This is a genomic window from Mesorhizobium sp. 1B3, from assembly GCF_050958605.1.
In the GTDB taxonomy this organism is placed as follows: domain Bacteria; phylum Pseudomonadota; class Alphaproteobacteria; order Rhizobiales; family Rhizobiaceae.
The window spans coordinates 925491-947126 of record NZ_JBJHDO010000001.1; the positions used below are offsets into that span (position 1 = coordinate 925491).

A 21636-nucleotide genomic window follows, 5' to 3' on the forward strand; every position below is an offset into this window, starting at 1 on the left:
CCAGCGAAAGAAGAAAATGCGGACGCAGCCCTCCCTGTTTTGACCGGAAAGGCTGGACCGCTTAAAAGCATGCCGATTGCGTGACCACGGCGGAGTGAGATGACAGCTCTCGTTGAACGGCGGACATCGTCGGTTGCGGGCTGGTCGCGCCGGCTGGCGTGGTTTTCGGCAGTGCTTTTCGCCGTGGCCGGCGCGGCACACCGGTTCGGGCTGCTCGAAACGGTTCCGTTCCTGTGGACGCTCGCTATCGTCGGCACCCTTGCCTCCATGGCGCTGGTGTTCGCCGGGACGAGTTTTCCGCGAATCTGGAATTTCGGGGACGGTGGTGCGCGGGATGCCGCGATTGGCGTGGCCGTTGCATCGGTTGTGCTGTCGCCGTTCCTTTTTTCGGGCTACTGCGTGTTCGCCTATCCCCAGTTGCACGACGTGTCGACGGATCCTTCCGATCCACCTTTGCTGACCCTCGCCGCGCAGCAGCGGCGCCCGGGCATGAACGCGATTACCGGCATCGATGGGGAAACCGCGGCCTTGCAGCTCGAACACTATCCCGAGATCGTAGGCCGCCGTTACGATCTGCCGCTCGAGCGGGCTGAAGACATCGTGAACAGCCTCGTCGAAGCGCATGGCTGGACGGCGGCTGCAGCCTCCAGCCGCTCCGAGGGCGATGATCCGGACATTGGCGTCATTACCAGGGAATTCATCGCGCGGTCACCGATCCTGGCCTTTCCGGCGGACGTGGCGATTCGGCTGATTGAGGAGGACGGATCGACTTATGTCGACATGCGCTCGTCCTCCCGCTATGGCCGCCACGATTTTGGGGAGAACGCCCGGCGGATAGCGGGCTTTTTGGCGGAGATGGACACGCAAGTCGCGCTACAGGCTGGTGTAGCCGCGCCCGACGCGCCGGAGCAATGAACGTCACTTCAACCGATAGACGCTGTCGATCGCCGGGTCCCCTTCAGCGGCTACGACATTGCGGCCGATCAGATCCTCCATATGCGCCAGTACCGACAGGCCGGCCGCGCCATGTAGGCGAGGGTCCGTGTCGCGATAGATCGACTTGACTATCTCAGCGATCGTATTGTCTCCGGCGCTCAACCTTTCGACGATCGCGCGTTCGCGCATTTTCCTGTGCGCTTTCAGCCCCCGCATGAAGGTTTTGGGCGAAATCACCGGCCCACCGTGGCCCGGGAGGAACAGATGATCGTCGCGAGCCAGCAGCTTGTCCAGCGAGGCCATGTAGTCCGCCATCGCGCCATCAGGCGGCGCGACAATGGTCGTCGACCAGGCCATCACGTGGTCTGCGGAAAAGAGAATACCAGTTCCCTCGAGCGCGAAAGCGGTGTGATTGGCTGCGTGTCCGGGGGTGTGGACGGCACGCAGCGCCCAACCGTCGCCCTCCACGAGATCTCCGTCGGCGAGCGCGACGTCCGGCTCGAAGTCGGTGTCGGCACTAGCGTCGAGCGGGTTTAGTTCTCCGATTCGAAGTGGTCTTGCCGCGCGGTGCGGACCTTGGGCAAGGATTTGCGCGCCGGTTTGTGCTTTGAGGCGGGCCGCGAGCGGCGAGTGATCGCGATGGGTATGGCTGACGAAGATGTGGCTTATCGGCCGCCCGCCCGCCGCATCCAATATGGCGGCAAGATGAGCCTTGTCGTCAGGGCCGGGATCCACCACGGCCAGTGCCCCGCCGCCTACAAGGTAGGTGTTGGTGCCATGGAAGGTGAACGGGCTGGGATTCTCGACCGTGAGCCGAAGGACACCGGGGGCAGCCTCGACCGGGCGGCCGTAGGAAGGCTCAAAAGCTGTGTCGAATTCCAGAGCCACGGCCATGCTCCTGCTTTGTGTGGACTTTGCCGGCGAGATCGTTGCCGCTTAGCATGGAAGCCAATATACCGGAACCCGATCGCCGGACATCCGGCCCAGCCTGTCGAGGGTCTGCATGGCCATATCAGAAGCTTCCCGCCCGCTCATCTCGCTTGCGCTCCCACAGGATCGGACAAGTCGTCGCTTGATGCAGGTGGTGGCCGTCCTCGCGGGGACAGGCCTGCTTGCCCTGTCGGCCAAGATCACCGTTCCATTCTGGCCGGTGCCGATGACATTACAGGTTCTTGCCGTGTTCCTGATTGGAGCCGCCTACGGTCGCGATCTCGCTCTGGCAACCCTTCTCGTCTATTTGGCGCAGGGGGCCGCCGGGTTGCCGGTCTTCGCTTCCGGGGCAGGGATAGCCTACATGGGCGGTCCTACCGGCGGTTATCTTGTCGGCTTCGTGGTCGCAGCAGCCATCGCCGGCCACGCGGCGGATCGCGGCGTGGACCGCGAGCCATTCCGGCTCTTTTTGGCCATGCTTGCGGGCGAGGCCGTCATCCTTGGCTTTGGCGCGGCGTGGCTGGCCTGGCTCTTCGGCGTGCAGAAGGCCATTTCATGGGGCGTCGGTCCGTTCGTCGTGACGGACCTCGTCAAGGTCGCGCTGGCGGCGGCGATCGTCCCGGCGACGTGGAGTATTGTCGCGCGCCTGCGTCGTTGACGCTGGGAGCCGCTCGCGCAGTGGCGGCCGGCCGCGGTACCGTGCCGGCCATCTCGTCGGATTTTTCCGAGTGCAACAATTCGTCACTTGCCTTCCCGGCGAAAAGCCGCCGCTGCCGCTGGCAAAAGACGCGTTCGCAAGCTATCCCAGCATCACCTCAGGCGACCGGGGTGAGCGCCGTTCTGGCGCAGCTTTAGGCTGGGTGAAATTCTGGAAGCTGTTCAAGCATGAAGACACCAATACCATTCATCGACCTCGCGGCTCAGCAGGCTCGAATTCGCGATCGCGTCGAGGCGGCGATGCGCCGTACGTTGGACCACGGCGCCTATATCATGGGCCCGGAGCTGGGCGAGCTGGAAGCCAAGCTGGCGGAATTCTGCGGCGCCCGTCACGCGATCGGCTGCTCGAACGGAACCGATGCCATCACGCTCGTGCTGATGGCTAAGAATGTGGGACAAGGGCAGGCGGTATTCTGTCCGTCCTTCACTTTCGCGGCCACCGCCGAAGTCGTGGCTTTCCTCGGTGCGACACCTTATTTTGTCGACATCGAGCCGGACACCTACAACATGGACCCGGCAAGCCTGAAGGCAGCCATCGGTGAGGCTAGGGAAGCCGGCCTCAAGCCTGTGGGCGTGATCTCAGTCGATCTTTTCGGCTTGCCGGCTGATTACGACGCGATCGAGCCGATCGTCGAGGAAAATGGACTCTGGCTTCTCAGCGATGCCGCCCAGGGATTCGGGGGCGTCTACAAAGATCGTAAGGTCGGCACTATCGGTGTCGCTACCACGACGAGCTTTTTTCCGGCCAAGCCGCTCGGCGCCTACGGCGATGGCGGCGCGGTCTTCACGGACGATGACGATTTGGCAGCGCTCATCCGTTCATTGCTTTTTCACGGCAAGGGGGAAGACCGCTACGATAACGTGCGGATCGGGATGAACGGGCGGCTCGATAGCCTTCAGGCCGGAATTCTTCAGGAAAAACTTGCGATCTTCCCCGCTGAGATCGAGGAGCGCAACCGGATTGCCGCGCGCTACAGTGAGGGCTTCGAGAATCTTCTCGTTACGCCACATGTCCCGGAGGGATCGGTGTCGGTATGGGCGCAGTACACGGTTCGCGCGCCAGGCAAAAATCGCGACGCAATCGTCGCGGCTTTGAAGGACAAGGGCGTGCCGACAGCGATCTACTATCCCAAGCCGCTGCATCAGCAGACCGCCTACGAGAATTTTCCGGCCGCCGCGGGCGGCCTGCCGGTCAGCGAGCGGGTGGCACAGGAGGTCTTCAGCCTTCCGATGCACGCCTATCTCGACCAGGAGACGCAGGACTTCATCATCGATTCCGTGCGTTCCGTGCTCCAGCGGGTCTGATACGAGGCGCTTCTCGCGCTGCATGGTCGCGAGACGTTCACGGGTTTGATCTTTGGCGGCAACTCTTTCGCAGAAGTTGCGCCATCTTGGCCGAGTCGCGCATCGCCCTTCTTATCTCCAGGTCGCCGGGCGCTCCGCATGCGTTGATTTGCCTGGGTTTTCGCGCGATAAGAGCCGCGCGTCGATCCGCTGACCGCAGCGTAGTGGATTCGAGGGGAATATACGCGAGCGTGAATGTGTTTTGTGCCAAACTGTAGAATCAATTTAGGCCGTTCCATATTGTCGAGGCCTGAACATCTTGCTGAATAGATTTTCTGCTTGGCTCATCTCCATGCCGCGCACGCGCAAGCGTGTTCTGCTCGGCATATTCGATTTCTTCATTCTGTTCGCGGCTCTGTGGTTGAGTTACGCAATCCGGCTGGGCGAGGCCTTCAGTCCGGGCCTTCAGCAGTTGGGCCTGCTTGTCGCTGCTCCTGCGATTGCGCTGCCCTTCCTCTATCAACTCGGCTTCTACCGGGTCGTTGTCCGTTACCTGACGGAGACAACCGTCTGGACGATCATGAAGGCGCTGGCGCTTTCGATCCCACTTTGGTTGGCCATCGTCTACATGACCGAGATCCGCGGCATCGAGGGCGTTCCCCGCACTATCCCGATCATCTACTTCATAGTAGGCACTGCGATGCTGTCCGGAAGCCGGCTTCTCGCAAAACGCCTGCTAGGCGCGGCCGTCGAGGATGTCGTCAACCAGAAGCGCATCCTGATCTATGGCGCGGGACCTGTCGGGCGGCAGCTGGCGGCGGCGCTCAAGCTGGATCCGCGCAACATCCCGCTGGGCTTTCTCGATGACGATCCCGCACTTCACGGCGCCGAGGTCGCGGGTTTGCGCGTCCACAGCCCCGACAAGTTTGCGAAACTGATCGATTCGCTCGACGTCCAGGAGATCATCGTTTGTTCCGATGCTGTCGATAGCACCGCCAAGTCGGCGATTTTCCGCCAACTCGCCAAGACACCTGTCCGGCTAAGCTTCCTTCCTTCGGTGGCGAGTGGCTTCGGTGGCGATCTGGTCTCGCGGGTTCGGGACATCGGCATCGGCGACCTGCTTGGTCGGCCGATGGTGCCGCCGGACTCGGCAATCCTCAGCGCGCCCATCGCCGGCAAGACGGTTCTGGTCACCGGCGCCGGCGGCTCGATCGGTTCAGAACTCTGCCGCCAGATCGTGACGTTGAAAGCGAAGGCGTTGATCCTGTTCGAACTCGACGAGTTCGCTCTATACGAAATCGAACGCGCCCTGCGCCCCAAGGCGGGCGGAGAACTGATCCCGATCCTTGGTTCGGTCACCGACGAACAGAGGGTGCGTCGCCTGTTCGAGGATCACTCGGTCGACACGGTGTTCCACGCGGCGGCCTACAAGCATGTGCCGATGGTCGAACTCAATCCGATCGCCGGCATCGTCAACAACGTGTTGGGCACCTGGACCGTCGCCAAGGCTGCTTATGACGCTGGCGTCGAGTATTTCGTGCTGATCTCGACGGACAAGGCCGTCCGCCCAACCAACGTGATGGGGGCGACCAAACGCTGGGCGGAGATCATCGTGCGCTGCTTCGCGTCGCGGGATGCGGAGGGCAACGGCAAGCGCCGCTTCTGCTCCGTTCGCTTCGGCAATGTGATCGGATCCCAAGGCTCGGTCGTGCCGCTGTTCAAGGAACAGATCGAAAGGGGCGGGCCGCTCACACTTACCGACCAGAAGATGACCCGCTATTTCATGTCGGTGAACGAGGCCGCCGAATTGATCATCCAGGCGGCAAGCCTGTCGCAGAAGGGGGAAATCTTCCTGCTCGACATGGGTGCCCCTGTGCGCATCTACGATCTTGCCGAGAACATGATCCGCCTGGCTGGCCTGTCGGTCAAAGACAAGGACAATCCCAACGGCGATATCGAGATCGAGATCGTCGGCTCCCGCCCGGGCGAAAAGCTCTTCGAAGAGTTGTTCTACGATCCGGAGAGCGTCGAGAAGACGATCCACCCCAAAATCATGTACGGAAAGAGGCAGCCGCTGGAGACGAGCCGCATACGGGAGGCCTTGGACGAGTTGGAGGCTGCAGTGCGGAAGGGGGATGCGGAAGCGGCGCGTGACGCGCTGTTTTCGTTCATAAAAGAAGGCTGAACACACTCTATCCGGCCGACGGAACTTCCCCAGGATTCGCGAACTGACCCATGTCAGGTGATTGTCTTGGCCGGATCCAGTGTGTATAGACGCCTGCGCTGGCCCCGGCATTCATCCGGAAGCCGGCCAAATTGGGGCGTAGCCAAGCGGTAAGGCAGCGGTTTTTGGTACCGCCATTCCCAGGTTCGAATCCTGGCGCCCCAGCCAGCTTTCGCAAGCAAAGCACGGAAATCACGCAGCGGCCTTCCGCCTTGGGTGCAGCTATGGCCTCTGCGCACCTGTTGCCGCGACGAAGACGGAGAAGAGCCGGTCGGTCGCGGTGATGAACAGCCGGTTCCTGCGCGCTCCACCGAAAGTAAGGTTGGCCACCATGGTGGGCAGCTTGATCTTGCCCAGCGCATCACCTGAAGGCGCGAAGCAGATCACACCGTCGCGGGCGCTTGTCCAGAGATTGCCCTGGGCATCGAAGCGGAAGCCATCGGGAACGCCGGGGGAAACTTCGCAGAACACCTCACCGCCCCGGAGCTTGTTATCGCTGCCGACATCGAAACGACGGATATGGTGCGGCCCGTCGGGATCGTGAGAGGAGCCGGAATCCGCGACGTAAAGCTCTGTCTCGTCGGGCGAGAATGCGAGACCGTTCGGCTTGACGAAATCGCTGGCGACCCGGATCACTTCGCCGGCGCGGGGGTCGACACGGTAGACGTGGCAGCCGTCCTGCTCGGGTTCTGCCTTGTAGCCTTCATAGTCGCTCATGATGCCGTAGTTCGGATCGGTGAACCAGATCGTGCCGTCGGACTTCACCACCACGTCATTGGGCGAGTTCAATTTTTTGCCGTCGTAATGGCTGGCAATGACCGTGATCGAGCCGTCGGGCTCTGTGCGCGTGACCCGCCGTCCGCCATGCTCGCAGGAGACGAGCCGTCCCTCACGATCCCGGGTGTTGCCGTTGGAGTAATTGGAATCCGCGCGAAACACGCTCACCCCCAGATCCGGCATCCAGCGGAGCATCCGGTTATTGGGTATGTCGCTCCAGACGAGATAACCGCCATCGGCGAACCAGACCGGTCCCTCCGCCCACCGGCAACCGTCATAGAGCATTTCGACCTTCGCCGTGGGGACGGTCAGGTCTCGAAACTTCTTGTCGAAATATTCGTAGTCGTCGCTCACGAGACTCATTCTTCCCTCCCAAACTAAGACTTCACGCGTTTGCCGCCGGCAAGAGTGATGACGCCGATGATGATCAGCCCTGTCAGCACCAGCCTGATGCCAGCGCCGAAACCGAATGTGTTGAGCATGGTGACCAGCAAGAAGAGCAGCATGGCCGCCCCCCACAGGCCGGGCAGATTGGCGAAGCCGCCTGCGACAGAAGTCCCGCCGATCACCACGACGGCGATCGAGGCGAGCAGATATTCCGTGCCCATGTTGAGCGCCGCGCCGCCGGAAAAACCGGAGAGGAGATAGCCGTTCAGCCCTGCGAAGGCGCCGCACAGCACATAGGTGGCGAAGCGGGTGAGGTCGACGGGAAGACCGGCGAGCCGCGCGGCGCGTGCATTCTGACCAACGGCGGTAACCGTGCGCCCGTAAATCGTGCGGTGGAGAACAACGCTCATGATCACGGTAACGAGCACCATCACCAGCGCAAGCACGGGAATGCCGGCGACAACTGCCGTGGTGAAGTCGGCGAGCAGAGGCGGCGGCTTGATCCTGATGCCACGGCTATAGGAGATGGCGGCCGACAGAACGATGAAGCTCGACGACAGTGTGGCGATGATCGGCGGGATCCTAAGCAGGCGGATCAAGGCATAATTGAACACACCGACGGCAATGCCACAGGCGAGCGCGGCGAGCAGGCCGATGAAGATCATGGAATCCTGCGTATCCATGATCTTCATGGACACCGCGCCGGCAAGCGTCATGGCGGCCGGGATCGACAGGTCGACATTGCCGGGCCCGAGCGTGATCACATACATCTGGCCGATCGCCACAATTACCGAGAAGGTGGCGAAGGAGAGAGCCGCCGTGAGCACCTCGCCACCGCCTCGACCGCCAGTGAAGCTGATGGTGGCCAGCCAGACGGCGAGCGCGCCGACATAGGCCCAGAGCCAGGGTTTGGCCGCGAGACGTTGAACGGCGGTCATGCGGCGCGCGCCTCCGTCCGGTTGATGACGACACGCAGCGCCAGCACGATGATCAGGATGAGGCCTTGCGCACCGATCTGCCAGTCGGGATCGAGACGCAGGAACGAAAGGAACGAGCTTGCCAGCGTCAGGGTCATGGCACCGATCACCGCGCCAACCGGCGAGATGCGGCCGCCTGTGAATTCTCCTCCGCCCAGTATCACGCCCGCGATCGACAGCAGCGTATAGCGCAGCGCAATGTTGGCGTCGCCCGAGGTGGTGAGCCCGACAAGAGCGAGCCCTGCCAAGGTGCCGAACAGTCCAGCCAGCGCGAACATAACAACCTTGGCACGAAGAAGGGACCAGCCGGCGCGCTCGATCGACTTCGGATTGCCGCCTACGCCGCGCAGCACCGCGCCGTAGGCTGTCCGCATCAGCCCGAAATGAACGGCCGCCGCCAGGATAGCGGAAGCCCAGATGGTGAAAGGCAGAAGCGGCGTTTTCAGCGTCATGAGGGACCGCAGCCAATCCGGCGCCTTTCCGCCCGGTGTCGGCAGCACCAGGATCGCCAGCCCCAGCCAGACGAACGACATGCCGAGCGTCACCACGATGGAAGGGAGATTCCTGAGATGAACGAGCGCGCCCAGGGCGGCATAGGCGAGAATACCGCCGGCAAATGCGGCGACGCCAAACAAGGGCGCATCCCGAAGCCAGGTTGCGCCCACACAGGCAACGAAGCCGACATAGGAGCCGATCGACAGATCGAGTTCGTTGACCGCGATCACGAACATCTGGGCAATCGTCGCGAGGGCAATCGGCAGAGCGAGGTTCAGAAGCAGGTTGAGCCCGACATAACTCATGGCGCGCGGCTGCATGTAGAAGACGGCAACGAGCAACACGGCGAGCGACAGAGCGGGGAGGGCGATACGGATGTGGCGTGCGACGAGATCCTGCATCAGGCGGCGGCCTCGAAGGAAGATTGTAGCACCCGCTCCTCGGTCAGCTCGTTCCGCGGCAGGTCGGCAACGATACGGCCTTCACGGAAGACATAAACGTGATCGCAGTGCCTCAACTCGTCCATTTCGGTCGTATACCAGAGAAAGGTCCGACCCCTTTCAGCTTCGGTTCGCAGCATGGTGTAGACTTCTTGCTTGGTGCCGATGTCGACGCCGCGCATGGGATCATCCATCAAGATGATGCTTGCCGGTGAGCCGAGAGCCCGAGCGAACAGCACCTTCTGCTGGTTGCCGCCGGAGAGGGAGAGCAGCGGATTGTCGACATTGTCGGTGCGAATGGCGATGCGCCGGCGCCACTCCTCTGCCATCGCATTTTCCCGGGAAGGATCGATCAAGGCATAGCGGGTCATGGGCTTCAGCGAGGCGATGGACATGTTGCCGGTGATCGACCAGAGAGGAAAGACGCCGTCGGCCTGCCTGTCACCGGCCACGACAGCGACCGGTTCGATGACTGTCACTCCCGCCAGTCGGCGGGACGCTCCCTCGAAGATCCGGAAAAGCATTTCCGTCTGGCCATGGCCACCCAGCCCGGCCAGGCCGACGACCTCGCCGCGATGAGCCGTGAGCTTTCGGCCGTCGGACTGGCGAGCAGGGATTGCATCCACAAGGGCTCCCCCCTTCGTGCGCTTTGAAACGGCCGCTATGCCTGCCTCGTTACGCACCATGCTGCCCATGGTCTCGACGAGGCTGTTGCGGTTGAAATCTCCCGCCGGGCGATCGGCGACCACGCGCCCATCGCGCATGACGACGATACGATCGGCCGTGGAGAGGATTTCACCCAGAAGGTGCGAGATCAGGACGACGGCGCCGCCGTCGGCGACGAATGCCCGCACATAGGCCAGCAACTGGCTGGCCAGAACGGCATCGAGCGAAGAGGTCGGCTCGTCCAGGATGACCAGCTTCGCTGGACGGTCGGAAACCGAGAAGGCGCGGGCGATCTCCACCATCTGCCGACGAGCGATCGACAAGTCACCGACAATAGCGTCGGGGTCAATGCCGTGACCCGGAAATATGGCGTCCAACCTGCCGAGAATCAGGGCTGCCGCGCGCCGGCGCCATCCGAATCCCTTGAGCGCGGGATGCATGATACGGGCATTCTCGGCGACAGAGAGGTTTGGGCACAGCGACAGTTCCTGGAAGACGCATCGTATGCCGTGATCGCCGGCCGCGCTGACATCGTAGCGGCCAATCAAGTCCTCACCGCTGATCAAGATACGGCCGGTGTCGGCGCCGAGCGTCCCGGCAAGGATATGCATGAGGGTTGATTTGCCGGCGCCGTTATGGCCGACAAGCCCGGCGCATTGGCCGGCATCGATCCTGAAATCAACGCTTGAAAGCGCGCGGACGGCGCCGAAGCTTTTGGCGACGCCGTCGAGATGAACGAGATGTAGAGATAGCGACATTGCGTGCATCATGCGGCCGCCGAGACGGCCGCATGCCCGTGCCAGATCATTTCGCGTCCGCAATCACCTTCTGCGCGTCTTCGAGCGTGTATTCCGTGTTGGCGACGCCGCCCTTCTCTGTCGTCTCGAGATTCTTCTCCAGAGTATCCTGATCGATACGCAGGAACGGCACGGTCAGGTCCTTAGGCACTTCCTTGCCGTCGAGGATCTGTTGCGCCACCCAGAAGGCCAGCGTGGAGACGCCCGGAGCGATCGACACCGACATCGTCTCGTAGCCGCTGGTGTCCTTCTGTTCCTTCCACCAAGCCAGCTCGTCCTGGCGGTTGCCCATGATGATCAGTGGCGTTGGCCGCTGGGCCGCCTTGAAGGCTTGTGCCGCGCCATAGCCGTCGCCGCCCTGGGTGACGACCCCCGCGACTTCCGGCAGTGACGGCAGGACGCCGGCCACGGCTTTTTGAGCGACATCCTGAGCCCAGTCGCCATGGACGGAGCCGACGATCTTGAACTGCGGATTTTCCTTCACGCCTTCGTGGATGCCCGACGAAATCGCATCGTCGACGAAGACGCCCGCCAGTCCGCGGATTTCAAGGAGATTCCCGCCTTGCGGCATCTTCTCCGCGAGGTAGAGGATCTGGTCCTTGCCCATCTGCTTGAAGTCGACGGCGATGCGCCACGCGCAGGGCTCAGTCACGATGCCGTCGAAGGAGACCACGGTGATCCCCGCATCACAGGCCTCCTTGATTGCGCCGTTCAGCGCGTCGGGGGAAGCGGCGTTGAGAACGATCGCATCGTAGCCTTGCAGAATCATGTTCTGTATCTGCGCGGCCTGTTCCGTCACCTGGTTCTCGGCCGTAGTGAAAGGATCGGCCGCCGCCACGATCTTGTCGGCGACGGCCTTGCTCGTCACCTTTTCCCAACTCTTCAGCATGGCTTGGCGCCAGGAATTACCAGCGTAATTGTTGGAAAGGGCGATCTTCTTGTCGGATGTGTCGGCATGGGCTCCGGCCGCCCATAGGCCGATGCCGGCCGCCAGCATGGCAGTCGTAACAACTTTCCTCATGGTCTTCTCCTCCCTTGAGCTCTCCTCGAGCCGGCCGCGCGCGTCCGAGCACTTGCCCGGTTTCCTCCCGCGCCGGCGACTACATCACCGCCCCGATCTGCCAGGGCACGAATTCATTGTCGCCATAGCCGAGCTCCTCCGATTTGGTGCGCTTGCCAGAAGCCACGGCAAGGATCTCTTCGAAGATCTCCCGTCCCTTTTCCTCGACGGGAACCCCGGCCAGGATGTCTCCGCAATTGACGTCCATGTCCTCGACCATGCGCTCGTACATCGGTGTGTTGGTCGCGAGCTTGATCGAGGGAACTGGCTTGCAGCCATAGGCGGAGCCGCGTCCAGTGGTGAAGCAAAGCATATTGGCGCCGCCCGCCACCTGGCCCGTCGCCGAGACGGGATCGTAGCCGGGCGTGTCCATGAAGACGAAACCCTTTTCGGTCACCGGCTCAGCATATTCGTACACGGCATTGAGCGTGGTGGAGCCACCCTTTGCAGCCGCGCCGAGTGATTTCTCCAGGATCGTCGTCAGCCCGCCTGCCTTGTTGCCCGGCGAGGGATTGTTGTTCATCTCGCCGGCATTCCGGCGGGTGTAGTCTTCCCACCAGCGGATGCGTTCGATCAGCTTCTCGCCGACGGCCTGGTTCTTGGCGCGGCGGGTCAAAAGATGCTCGGCGCCATAGATTTCCGGCGTTTCCGACAGGATCGCCGTTCCGCCGTTGCGTACCAATATGTCGGCGGCCACCCCGAGCGCCGGGTTGGCGGTAATTCCGGAATAGCCATCCGAGCCGCCGCATTGCAGGGCAAGCGTGATCTCGGAAGCAGGGGTCGCCTCGCGCCTGGCTCGGTTCACTATCGGCAACATCTCCTTGATGCGCTCCAGGCCCTGCTCGATTGTCTTGCGGGTCCCGCCTGTGTCCTGGATGGTCATCGTGCGGAAGGTCTCGCTCTCCTCGATGCCGTAGAGCTGCTTCATGCGCCCGATCTGAAAGACCTCGCAGCCGAGGCCGACGAGCAAAACGGCGCCGAGGTTCGGGTTGGCCGAATAGCCCCACTGAGTGCGCTTCAGCACCTCGAAGCCTTCTCCCGAGCCCGCCATGCCGCAACCGGTCCCGTGGGTGAAGGAAACGACGCCATCGACATTGTCGAAGCCTTCGAGAATGCCGGAATTAGTAGCAGCCTCCGCCATGAAGCGTGCGACGGAGGCCGAGCAGTTCACGCTGGTCAGGATGCCGATATAGTTGCGGGTACCTGCCTTGCCGCTGGCTCGACGATAACCCTGGAAGGTGGCCTGCTCCTCGATGGGCAGGATGTTCTCGGGCCGGGCCGCGGCGGCGATCTGATAGTCGCGCTCGAAATCGTGCATGCCGACATTGTGCTCGTGCACCCAATCGCCGGCTTCTATGGCACGACTTGCAAAACCGATGATCTGGCCGAATTTGACGACAGGCTCGCCCTCCGCAATCATCCGTGCCGCCACCTTGTGGCCGAAAGGAATACGCTGGCGTGTCCTCACGCCCTCGGCGATTGGGCTTCCCGGTTCGATCTTTCCCGCTGCGACGAGGACATTGTCCTCGCCGCTTAGCCGCAGCATGCGCGCCGTCGTGTTGATTGAGTTCATGAATGGTCCTGGTTCGCTGGCTCGACATGCGAGCGGGCTGATTGACGTTCGTCGGACTTGAGCATACTAACATGTTAGTATGCGAGGCAAGTATCATTCTCCTTGGGCTAGGCCGGCACCATGACGGTCCTTCCCAGCAGCCGCGCCCTGCCGGCGAGCGGCGGTCGAGGGCAGGGCGGCGCAACGGATCGCATCGTCACGGCTTTGCGTGAGGCGATAGTCGCTCTGGAGATTCCGCCGGGAACGGTGCTGGACAAGGCAGCGCTGGCTACCCGGTTCGGCGTGTCGCGCTTCCCGGTCTCGGAAGCCTTGAATCGCCTGAAAGCCGAGGGACTGGTCGAGATAAAGCCGCAGAGTGCCTCGACGGTTTCGCTGATCAGGCTGGCCGACGCCCGGGAAAACATGTTCCTGCGCCGCGCGCTCGAAGGCGAGACGGTGGCCCTGTTGGCGAAGCGTCGGGCCCCGGATCTGCTGGTCGAAGTGGAGAGAAACCTGCGCTACCAGAAATCGGCCATGGAGGCCGGCGACCGCCAGGGCTTTCATCGGCTGGATTTGGAGTTCCACGATCTTCTTGTAAGCGGCGCCGGGTTTCCTCGTGTTCGGGCGACGGTCGAGAAGGCGCGGTTGGCTCTCGACCGGGTTCGTCGCCTCCTTGGTTCACCCCGCCGGCATGCGCTCACCTTCGCCGAGCACAATGCGATCGTTGATGCCTTGCGCGCTGGGGATGCTGGCGCGGCGCGAGCGGCGATGGCCGCTCATATCGATTCCGTCATGGATGAGTTGGAGGATTTCTCGGAGGCGCATCCCGAGGTCTTCGCCGATGTCGGGTGGGCATAGCGCTATCTACTCGGCGGGCTGCGGCCGTAAAGCAGCAGCATGACGACAATCACGACGCCGTAGATGATCTGCCGGCCGGCTTCGGGCATCTGCATGACCGACAGGATAGATTGCAGGAGTGTGATCAGGATGACGCCGGCGACGGTGCCGAGATAGGAACCGCGGCCGCCGAGGATGGACGTTCCGCCGAGCACAACCGCCGCGATCGCCGGGAGGAGATAGGCGTCGCCCATGGCCTGGGCGGCCTTGGATGCATAACCGGCGAGCAGCACGCCGCCGAAAGCGGCAAGCCCGCCCGAAACGGCGAAGGCGATCATCACCACACGCCGCGTGTCGATGCCGGACAGGTAGGCGGAGCGCTCGCGATTGCCGATGCCGTAGACGGCGCGCCCGAACGTCGTGCGAGACAGCACGAAGACCGTTGCGGCACCGATCATTGCCCAGACAATCACCGCATTCGGAACGCCCGGAATGGTCGAGCCGGTCGCGAGATACCGCATCGCCGGCGATGCGGCGTCCTGCGGTGAGAAGCCGCCGGTGTAGACCACCATCAACCCTTGCGCGACGGCGTTCGTGGCCAGCGTGACGATCATCGACGGGATGCGCAGATAAGCGACGCCGATGCCGTTCACGAGACCGATCGCGATCCCGCAAGCCACGCCGAAGGGAATGGACAATATCGGCCCGGCCGTGCCGTAGGCCCCGGCCGCGCTCGCCATCATGCCTCCCATGGCGACTGCCCAGGGAACGGAAAGGTCGATCTGCCCGAGTAGGATGACGAGCATCATGCCTGTCGCAATGACCCCGAGGAAGGATGCCACCTTCAGCTGCTGGAGCAGATATTCGGGCGAGAGAAAGCTCGTCGAATAAAGGCTCGCCAGGAACAACAGCAAGAAGATGCAGACGAAGGCGGTTGCCACCGCCGGATCGGCACGCCGGAAAACTGCGGGAAGGCGGCCACTCGATCTGCTCGTTGTTTCGCTCATCCGAACCACTCGAGACGATTGCGCACCCTGAACAGGGCGAAGGCGCCGAGGGAAACCGCGATCAGCAGAACCACTCCTTGGAAGAGCGGCTGCCACAGCGGCTCGAGATCGAAGACGAAAAGCAGGTCGCCGATCGTGCGGAAGGCGAGGGCGCCGAAGATCGCTCCGATGGCGCTGCCTCGCCCGCCGAACAACGAGACGCCACCCAGCACCACCGCGGCGATGGAAAAGAGCGTATAGGCGTTGCCCGACGCGTAGGCTGCTTCGCCCGTGTAGGTGAAGAAGGTCAGGAACAAGCCGCCAAGCGCGGCGAACAGGCCGGACAAGGTGTAGGCGGCAAATTTGGCCCGGCGGATCGGCATTCCCGACATGAAGGCAGCCACTTCGGACGAGCCGGCCGCATACGCGGCACGACCGATCACCGATCGGCTGAATGGTACCCAGAGCAGGAGCACCGCCGCGGCCAGCACGACGAGGCTGGCTGGAACGAAGCCGAAGAGCTTTCCGGTCATCGCGTCGGCAAGCCCCTCATTGACCGTTCCACCCGGAAACGGACGCAACATCAGGGCCAAGCCGAAATAGACGGCTCCTGTCGCGATGGTGGCGACGATGGGTTGCAGTCGTCCATAAATCACGATCAGCCCGTTCAGCGCCCCGCAGGCAAGTCCCGTCAGCAGGACGGCGCCAACGCCAAGCGCCGTTTCCACCGGTCCTCCGTGCACGAGCCAGGACGCGAGACAATTGGTGAGGATGAAGGTCATGCCCACCGACAGATCGATGCCGGACGTGATCACGACCAGAGCCTGCGCGACAGCGACGAAAGCGAGCAATACGCCCTTGTTGGCGGCCGTTTGCACGACATTGGCGGTGAAACCCGCCGGATGGTTGCCGACATAGATGAGGAACATGACGACGAAGATGCCGAGCGCGAGAAGCGTGCCGCGCTGTTCCGCCAGCCAGTATCGCCAATCCTTCATGCTTGTGCCTCCGTCAGGCTCCCGTCACGTTCAGCGCACTGGCGACCAGCGCTCGTTCAGTGATCGCCGAGCCGGCAAGCTCGCTGGCGATGGCCCCATCGTAGAGCACCAGCACCCGGTCGCAGCAGCCGATCAGTTCGTCGTAGTCGGTTGAATAAAAGAGGATGGCCGCGCCGCTGTCGGCGAGCTTGCGCAGCAGCTGATACATTTCCTGCTTGGTGCCGACATCGATCCCCCGGGTGGGGTCGTTGAGTAGAATGATGCGTGGGTTGCGCATCAGCCATTTGGCGACGACGACTTTCTGCTGATTGCCGCCGGAGAGAGTGGCCACGGGAACATCGATGTCGGCGGTGCGGATCGCCAGCAGCCGGACCATCTCGTCGATCAGGTGGCCTTCCGTTTCGCGGTCGACGATGCCCCAGCGCGAAACATGGTCGAGAGCGGCGAAGGAAAGGTTGTGGCGAACCGACATCGGCAGCATCAGCCCCTCGGTCTTGCGGTCTTCAGGGATGAGCGCCATGCCGACCTCCTTCGACCTTGCCCGGGAAGGGCTGGAAATCCCCACCTTCCGCCCATCGATCAGGATTTCGCCGGAACAACCGCGCAGCACACCGAACAGCGCGAGCAGCAGCTCTCTTTGGCCCTGGCCGTCTAGCCCGCCCAGGCCTACCACTTCACCAGCGGCGATCGAGAACGAGATCGCGTTCAGCCGATCCGTCCAGGAGAGTCCCCTGCATTCCAGAACTGGTTTCCCAGCGACGCGGTGCTCGGGCTTCGGTGGAAAAACATGTCTGTATTCGCGGCCGATCATAAGCTCGACCACTTCGCTGTCGGTCCGGGTGCCCGCCATGTAACTGGCGACGTTGCGCCCATTACGGAAGACAGTGCACTCATCCGCAAGCTCGGCGATCTCGTGCATGCGGTGCGAGATGTAGAGCAGCGCGAGCCCTTCGGCGCGCAATCGCCTCAGCACGGCAAAAATCTTCGCGCGCTCGGCGGCGGCAAGCGCGGAGGTCGCTTCGTCCAGAATGAGGATGCGCGGTTTTCGTGCGAGCGCCTTGGCGATCTCGACCATCTGCCTTCGCGACAGCGGCAGATCCTTGACCAGCGCCAACGGATGAATGTCGTCGGCGCCGGCTCGCGCGAGGGCGGCCTGGGCAAGGTGCCGCTGTGTCCTGCGATCGATCATGCCGAAGCGCCGAGGCGGGTCGCTGATCAGGATATTGTCCGCGACGGTCAGATCGGGGATGAGGGAGAGCTCCTGGAAAATACACGCAATACCGGCCTCGTTCGCCCCGGCCGGAGATGCGAAGGCGACTTCTTTCCCATCGATCGCCATGCGTCCTTCGTCCGGCGCAACGACCCCGGCAAGGATCTTGATCAGCGTGGATTTGCCGGCTCCGTTCTCGCCGAGGATCGCGTGAACGCGACCGGCGTTGACTGTCAACTCGGCTTTCTCGAGCGCGCGTACGCCCCCGTAACGCTTGGATACACCCTCCATGCGCAAGAGCGGAACAGCATCCACCATCGGCCTCCGCAACGCTTCGGCGGAAGGCGACACTTGTGTCGCCTTCCGCTCCGCGGTTGATCTACTGATTTTCCTTCGTCTGCCCCATGATCTCCTGTGCTGTGAAGTTGATGCCGCAGGTGGGGAAGGAGTTGCCGACGAAGAAATTGTCGGACTGGTCGGGGAAATAATCCTGCCCTTCCTTGAAGTTCGGGTCTTCTACGATTGCGAGCGGCAGCTTGACGGATTGCGGGACGACTTGGCCTTCAAGTGCGGCGATGGCTGTTTTGATGGCGACCGCCACCTGTGCGGGGCCGGTGCCGGCGGAAGAACATTTGAGGCCGTCCGAAGCGAATTTCGCACAGAATTTCCGGAAGCCGTTCTCCGTCTCGGCGCCTACTGGCACGAAGGGGTGCTTGGCATCGATCATCGCCTGGACGACGCCGGTGTCACCGCCCTGGGCCGTGATGCCGTCGAACTTCTTGTGCACGGCAATCGCGTCGGCTGTCGCTTTCTGGGCGGTCGGATCATCCCACTTGCCCATCACCTCGACGACGTCCCACTTTTTGCCCGAAGCGGCGAAGGTCTCATGAATGCCGTTGTGGCGGTCGGTGTCGACAGAGGTGCCGGCGACGCCGCGCACCTCCAGCACCTTCCCACCCTCGGGCAGATGCTTGATCAGCCAGTTCGCCCAGAGAACGCCGAGGCCCTTCTGGTCGACATTGACGTTGATCGCATCCTCGGTGTCGAGGATGTTGTCGAAGGCGACAAGCACGACGCCCGCCTCCTTGGCGCGCTTGATGACCGGCGCGAAGGCCGTCGGGTTCTGCGCGTTGACGACGATGGCGTCATAGCCGGAATCAATGAAATTGTTGATCGCCGAGATCTGGGCCGGCACGTCCTCCCCGGTGGAGACGACCTTGAATTCCTTGAGCTTGGCCGCGACGTCCGGCTGCGCCGCGTAGGCTTTCGCGGTCTGGATCATCTGGATGCGCCAGGTGTTGGCGATGTAGCCATTCGCCAGGGCGATCCGATAAGGCCCCTCCTTCTTCGGGTACTTGAAGAACTTGGTCTCGGGCGTCCAAGGGGCGAAGCAGTCCGGCTCAGCCGACGGGCCCTTGACGATCTCGGGCTCGGCCAGAGCCGTCGAGGAGAACATTGCAATTGCGGTGGCGGCAACGATGCCGCCGATAAGCGACTTGACCATCGATTTCCTCCCATTCGCAGTCTTCTATGTCACGCATGCCGTCTGGTCCGCTTGATGTGCGGCGCGTTGCCTGTTCAACGTCTTCTGGACTTCGGTTTCCTCCCTCCTCTGCAAGAGGGTAGTCGTGTATCAATTGCTAGGAAGCCGCATGCAGTAGATTGGCAGCAGCCACCTTGTTAGGCGGCCATTCTTTTTTGCCGCCAATTGTCAGAATATTCATATAATATGGCTGCGATCAAGTTGCCCTATTTGTGTATAGGTCAAGGCCGTCCAGCAGGATCGCGCGGCGTGGCAATCGTCCCGAGAGACCACTTCCGCGCGGCCGTTCCAAAAGAACAGCCCCGCCGGAAACGGCGGGGCTGTCTTCAAAATTCTGGTGGCTGATTTCGGACTGATGTCTCAGAACGGCGTGTCGCCGCCATCCACGCTGATCGATTGGCCGCGGATGATCTGGGCTGCGTCCGAAAGCAGGAAGACGATCACGCGGCCGACCTCGATCGGCAGGATATGGCGGCCGAGCTGGTGGGGAACCATGTTCTTCATCATCTTCTCGGATTCCACCGCGTCGCCGCCGGTGATGAAGTCTGCGACGGTCTTCAGCATGTCCGTCGCGACGCCGCCCGGGCAAACGGCATTGACGTTGATCTTCTTGTCGGCCCATTCGAGCGATAGAGAGCGGGTCAAGTTGATGACCGCAGCCTTCGAAGCATTGTAGCCGGCCATGTTGCGGTAGCCGACCTTGCCGGCGTTCGATGCGATGTTGACGATGGTACCGCCCTTGTCGCCGAACTGCCGGGCCGCAGCCTGGGAGGCGAGCATCACGCCCTTTACATTGACGGCAAATTCCAGGTCGAGATTGGTCGGGGTAGCGCCCTCCGCCGGTCCGAGCCGAACCACGCCGGCATTGTTCACCAATCCGTCGAATCGTCCGAATTTGTCGGCAAGCTGGGTGAAGGCCAAGTCGAGACTTGCGGGGTCAGTCACGTCCGCCGGGATTGCAACGACCTTGTCGCCGCCAGGATCGAGGGCTGCTGCTGCTTCGGTAAGCTTCGTGCCCGGGAGATCGAGCAACCCGACCTTGCCGCCGGCCTCGAGGATCGCCTCGGCTATGCCGCGCGCAATGCCGCCGGCCCCGCCGGTCACGGCGATCACCCTGTCCTGAAGCGTTTTCATCATTTCACCTTTCGTACTTTCAATTCACCATGTCGGATGCGTCGAGACGCCGCCATCGACGACGAGATCGGCACCCGTGATCCAGCGCGCCGCGTCTGATGTGAGGAAGAGGGCCGCGTCGGCGATATCATCGGGCTGGCCCAGCCGGCCGAGCGGCGCGGCCTTTTTCCAGCGACCGACGCCCTCCGGCCAGCCTTGCTCGATGCCGTCGCGATGGATGAGGCCGGGACAGATCGCGTTGACGCGGATGCCGAGGCTGCCGAATTCCAGCGCCGCCGCCTTGGTGAACATCAGCAACGCGGCCTTCGAAGTTGCGTAATGGCCGTGCCCGGGCGCAGGATTGTGGCCTTCGATCGAAGCAATGTTGACGACCGAGCCGCCTCCCGTCTTTGAAACCCTGACATGCTCGGCGAAGGCCCGCGTCAACAGAAACGGACCGCCGGCATTGACCGCCATCATCTTGGTCCAGCTTTCTTCGGAAATATCGATCAGTGCCTCGACCGGCTGATGACCGGCATTGTTGACCACCGCATGAACACGGCCGAACGCGTTGAGCGTCTGATCGAGAAGGGCTGCGACGCCGGGGGCGGTCGCGATGTCGGCCTGGGCTGCGACAGCCTTGCCGCCTTTCCGCTCGATATCGGCGACCACGGCGTCGGCACCGCTACGGTTGCCGTTGTAATGGCATACGACATCGGCGCCGGCCTCGGCCATGCGCCGTGCAATGCCGGAACCGATGCCTCCGCTCGCACCAGTCACGATGACGGTGCGGCCGGAGAGATCGAGAAGACGGCTGACGGGTGGAACTGAAGTCATGATTTTTTCCTATTGTCTCAGGCCGGCAGCGCCGGCAGCAATTCGCGCAGGATAGCCTCGATCTTGCGACCGCAAACGGCCGCATTGGCAAAGACCTCTTCGATCGTGTCCGGCTGCTGGTCGGGACCGCCTGTCGCCGCGTTGGTAATCGCGGAAATGCCGATGACTGGAAGGGCCGCATGCGCCGAAGCCACGACTTCGGTGACGGTCGACATGCCGACGGCATCCCCGCCGCTGGCGCGGAAGAAGCGGCGCTCCGCGGACGTCTCGAGCGCCGGGCCGAGAACGCCCGTGTAGATGCCGCGCTGAACGGTAACCCCGGCGCGCTCGGCGGCTTCGACCGCCAGCTTCAGCAAATCTGGATCATAGGCGCGCGACATGTCGGGGAAGCGCAGTCCGATGGCATCGTCATTGGGACCGACGAGCGGGCTTACACCGGTGAAATTGAGGTGGTCCTCGATGAGCATGACGTCGCCCGGCGCGTAGGCGGCATTGAGGCCGCCCGCCGCATTGGTCACCAGAAGCGTACGACTGCCCAATCGCTTCAGGAGGTAGACCGGGAGAGCGATGTCACGAGGTGTCCAGCCCTCATAGAGATGGAGCCTGCCTTGCATCATCACGACGCGCCGGCCGAACAACTCGCCAATGACGAGCTGGCCTTTGTGCCCGGGAGCGGTCGAAACGGGAAAGCCGTCGATTTCGGCGTAAGGAATGGCGATTGCATCGCTCACTGCGTCGGCAAGCTGCCCGAGCCCGGAACCCAGCATGATAGCGACCTCACAGGGCGCGCCTGCTCTTCCACGGATTGAGGAATGGGCGCGATTGAGGCGCGCGAGCTGGCTTTCTGACATCGGATTTTCCTTCACTTGT

Annotated in this window: 19 protein-coding genes and 1 tRNA gene; 6 read left to right on the plus strand and 14 right to left on the minus strand. The window is 62.5% G+C overall.

Features of this window, described 5'->3' with window-relative positions; translation table 11 throughout:
* The first annotated feature begins 99 nt into the window (after positions 1–99).
* Positions 100–915 carry a DUF1499 domain-containing protein gene (locus ACCO56_RS04380; protein WP_433637965.1) on the plus strand — a complete coding sequence of 272 codons (816 nt, stop codon included), beginning with the start codon at positions 100–102 and terminating at the stop codon, positions 913–915.
* A gap of 3 nt (positions 916–918) precedes the next feature.
* On the opposite strand, the gene ACCO56_RS04385 is transcribed toward ACCO56_RS04380, so the two are convergent.
* On the minus strand, positions 919–1824 hold the full coding sequence (locus ACCO56_RS04385; protein ID WP_433637968.1) for an MBL fold metallo-hydrolase: 906 nt from the start codon (positions 1822–1824) through the stop codon (positions 919–921).
* A 115-nt stretch (positions 1825–1939) separates the two neighbouring features.
* Here ACCO56_RS04385 and ACCO56_RS04390 point away from each other — a divergent pair, with 115 nt between their 5' ends.
* The 4 genes from ACCO56_RS04390 (at position 1940) to ACCO56_RS04405 (ending at position 6259) form a co-directional block, all read left to right on the plus strand.
* Positions 1940–2524 (plus strand): biotin transporter BioY, encoded by a 585-nt coding sequence (locus ACCO56_RS04390; protein ID WP_433637970.1) that lies wholly within the window; start codon positions 1940–1942, stop codon positions 2522–2524.
* A gap of 227 nt (positions 2525–2751) precedes the next feature.
* Complete coding sequence (locus ACCO56_RS04395) at positions 2752–3888, plus strand: DegT/DnrJ/EryC1/StrS family aminotransferase (RefSeq protein ID WP_433637972.1); 1137 nt, start codon at positions 2752–2754, stop codon at positions 3886–3888.
* Between the two features lie 331 nt (positions 3889–4219).
* Entirely contained in the window at positions 4220–6052 is a 1833-nt protein-coding gene (locus tag ACCO56_RS04400; RefSeq protein ID WP_433637975.1) for a polysaccharide biosynthesis protein, read from the plus strand.
* A gap of 132 nt (positions 6053–6184) precedes the next feature.
* Positions 6185–6259, plus strand: a tRNA-Gln gene (locus ACCO56_RS04405).
* Between the two features lie 54 nt (positions 6260–6313).
* Here the strand turns inward: ACCO56_RS04405 and ACCO56_RS04410 are convergent.
* The 6 genes from ACCO56_RS04410 to ACCO56_RS04435 all read right to left on the minus strand — a co-directional run bounded on the left by ACCO56_RS04410 (position 6314) and on the right by ACCO56_RS04435 (position 13263).
* Positions 6314–7231 carry an SMP-30/gluconolactonase/LRE family protein gene (locus ACCO56_RS04410; RefSeq protein ID WP_433637978.1) on the minus strand — a complete coding sequence of 306 codons (918 nt, stop codon included), beginning with the start codon at positions 7229–7231 and terminating at the stop codon, positions 6314–6316.
* Positions 7232–7245: 14 nt separating this feature from the next.
* Positions 7246–8193, minus strand: coding sequence for an ABC transporter permease (locus ACCO56_RS04415; RefSeq protein WP_433637980.1), 948 nt, complete (start codon positions 8191–8193; stop codon positions 7246–7248).
* Positions 8190–9128 (minus strand): ABC transporter permease, encoded by a 939-nt coding sequence (locus ACCO56_RS04420; RefSeq protein ID WP_433637982.1) that lies wholly within the window; start codon positions 9126–9128, stop codon positions 8190–8192. Before ACCO56_RS04420 ends, ACCO56_RS04415 begins: the two co-directional genes overlap by 4 nt.
* On the minus strand, positions 9128–10591 hold the full coding sequence (locus tag ACCO56_RS04425; RefSeq protein WP_433637984.1) for a sugar ABC transporter ATP-binding protein: 1464 nt from the start codon (positions 10589–10591) through the stop codon (positions 9128–9130). The genes ACCO56_RS04420 and ACCO56_RS04425 overlap by 1 nt, the downstream gene beginning before the upstream one ends.
* A gap of 46 nt (positions 10592–10637) precedes the next feature.
* The gene (locus tag ACCO56_RS04430; protein WP_433637986.1) at positions 10638–11651 is read right to left on the minus strand and encodes an ABC transporter substrate-binding protein; all 1014 of its coding nucleotides are present in this window, start codon (positions 11649–11651) and stop codon (positions 10638–10640) included.
* A gap of 79 nt (positions 11652–11730) precedes the next feature.
* Positions 11731–13263: a UxaA family hydrolase gene (locus ACCO56_RS04435; RefSeq protein WP_433637988.1), complete on the minus strand. Its 1533-nt coding sequence runs from the start codon at positions 13261–13263 to the stop codon at positions 11731–11733.
* A 120-nt stretch (positions 13264–13383) separates the two neighbouring features.
* Between ACCO56_RS04435 and ACCO56_RS04440 the strand changes: the two genes are divergently transcribed.
* Positions 13384–14100, plus strand: a complete 717-nt coding sequence (locus ACCO56_RS04440) for a GntR family transcriptional regulator (protein ID WP_433637989.1) — start codon at positions 13384–13386, stop codon at positions 14098–14100.
* Between the two features lie 2 nt (positions 14101–14102).
* Here ACCO56_RS04440 and ACCO56_RS04445 read toward each other — a convergent pair whose 3' ends face one another.
* The 7 genes from ACCO56_RS04445 to ACCO56_RS04475 form a co-directional block, all read right to left on the minus strand.
* Positions 14103–15086 (minus strand): ABC transporter permease, encoded by a 984-nt coding sequence (locus ACCO56_RS04445; protein WP_433637991.1) that lies wholly within the window; start codon positions 15084–15086, stop codon positions 14103–14105.
* A complete protein-coding gene (locus tag ACCO56_RS04450; protein WP_433637993.1) occupies positions 15083–16063 on the minus strand; it encodes an ABC transporter permease in 981 nt (326 codons plus the stop codon). Before ACCO56_RS04450 ends, ACCO56_RS04445 begins: the two co-directional genes overlap by 4 nt.
* A 13-nt stretch (positions 16064–16076) precedes the next feature.
* Entirely contained in the window at positions 16077–17591 is a 1515-nt protein-coding gene (locus ACCO56_RS04455) for a sugar ABC transporter ATP-binding protein (RefSeq protein WP_433637994.1), read from the minus strand.
* Between the two features lie 61 nt (positions 17592–17652).
* Positions 17653–18777, minus strand: coding sequence for a sugar ABC transporter substrate-binding protein (locus tag ACCO56_RS04460; RefSeq protein WP_433637996.1), 1125 nt, complete (start codon positions 18775–18777; stop codon positions 17653–17655).
* Positions 18778–19176: 399 nt separating this feature from the next.
* A complete protein-coding gene (locus tag ACCO56_RS04465) occupies positions 19177–19953 on the minus strand; it encodes an SDR family NAD(P)-dependent oxidoreductase (protein ID WP_433637997.1) in 777 nt (258 codons plus the stop codon).
* A gap of 21 nt (positions 19954–19974) precedes the next feature.
* A complete protein-coding gene (locus ACCO56_RS04470) occupies positions 19975–20766 on the minus strand; it encodes an SDR family NAD(P)-dependent oxidoreductase (RefSeq protein WP_433637999.1) in 792 nt (263 codons plus the stop codon).
* A 17-nt stretch (positions 20767–20783) separates the two neighbouring features.
* Positions 20784–21617, minus strand: coding sequence for a purine-nucleoside phosphorylase (locus ACCO56_RS04475; RefSeq protein ID WP_433638000.1), 834 nt, complete (start codon positions 21615–21617; stop codon positions 20784–20786).
* Positions 21618–21636 lie beyond the last annotated feature (19 nt).

Bases quoted from the DNA above. Each gene is read 5' to 3' on its own strand.
- ACCO56_RS04415 (WP_433637980.1), bottom strand. From the start codon at position 8,193: ATGACCGCCGTTCAACGTCTCGCGGCCAAACCCTGGCTCTGGGCCTAT.
- ACCO56_RS04470 (WP_433637999.1), bottom strand. From the start codon at position 20,766: ATGACTTCAGTTCCACCCGTCAGCCGTCTTCTCGATCTCTCCGGCCGC.
- ACCO56_RS04395 (WP_433637972.1), top strand. From the start codon at position 2,752: ATGAAGACACCAATACCATTCATCGACCTCGCGGCTCAGCAGGCTCGA.
- ACCO56_RS04390 (WP_433637970.1), top strand. From the start codon at position 1,940: ATGGCCATATCAGAAGCTTCCCGCCCGCTCATCTCGCTTGCGCTCCCA.
- ACCO56_RS04475 (WP_433638000.1), bottom strand. From the start codon at position 21,617: ATGTCAGAAAGCCAGCTCGCGCGCCTCAATCGCGCCCATTCCTCAATC.
- ACCO56_RS04400 (WP_433637975.1), top strand. From the start codon at position 4,220: ATGCCGCGCACGCGCAAGCGTGTTCTGCTCGGCATATTCGATTTCTTC.
- ACCO56_RS04460 (WP_433637996.1), bottom strand. From the start codon at position 18,777: ATGGTCAAGTCGCTTATCGGCGGCATCGTTGCCGCCACCGCAATTGCA.
- ACCO56_RS04445 (WP_433637991.1), bottom strand. From the start codon at position 15,086: ATGAGCGAAACAACGAGCAGATCGAGTGGCCGCCTTCCCGCAGTTTTC.
- ACCO56_RS04425 (WP_433637984.1), bottom strand. From the start codon at position 10,591: ATGTCGCTATCTCTACATCTCGTTCATCTCGACGGCGTCGCCAAAAGC.
- ACCO56_RS04435 (WP_433637988.1), bottom strand. From the start codon at position 13,263: ATGAACTCAATCAACACGACGGCGCGCATGCTGCGGCTAAGCGGCGAG.
- ACCO56_RS04380 (WP_433637965.1), top strand. From the start codon at position 100: ATGACAGCTCTCGTTGAACGGCGGACATCGTCGGTTGCGGGCTGGTCG.
- ACCO56_RS04465 (WP_433637997.1), bottom strand. From the start codon at position 19,953: ATGATGAAAACGCTTCAGGACAGGGTGATCGCCGTGACCGGCGGGGCC.
- ACCO56_RS04450 (WP_433637993.1), bottom strand. From the start codon at position 16,063: ATGAAGGATTGGCGATACTGGCTGGCGGAACAGCGCGGCACGCTTCTC.
- ACCO56_RS04430 (WP_433637986.1), bottom strand. From the start codon at position 11,651: ATGAGGAAAGTTGTTACGACTGCCATGCTGGCGGCCGGCATCGGCCTA.
- ACCO56_RS04410 (WP_433637978.1), bottom strand. From the start codon at position 7,231: ATGAGTCTCGTGAGCGACGACTACGAATATTTCGACAAGAAGTTTCGA.
- ACCO56_RS04455 (WP_433637994.1), bottom strand. From the start codon at position 17,591: ATGGTGGATGCTGTTCCGCTCTTGCGCATGGAGGGTGTATCCAAGCGT.
- ACCO56_RS04420 (WP_433637982.1), bottom strand. From the start codon at position 9,128: ATGCAGGATCTCGTCGCACGCCACATCCGTATCGCCCTCCCCGCTCTG.
- ACCO56_RS04440 (WP_433637989.1), top strand. From the start codon at position 13,384: ATGACGGTCCTTCCCAGCAGCCGCGCCCTGCCGGCGAGCGGCGGTCGA.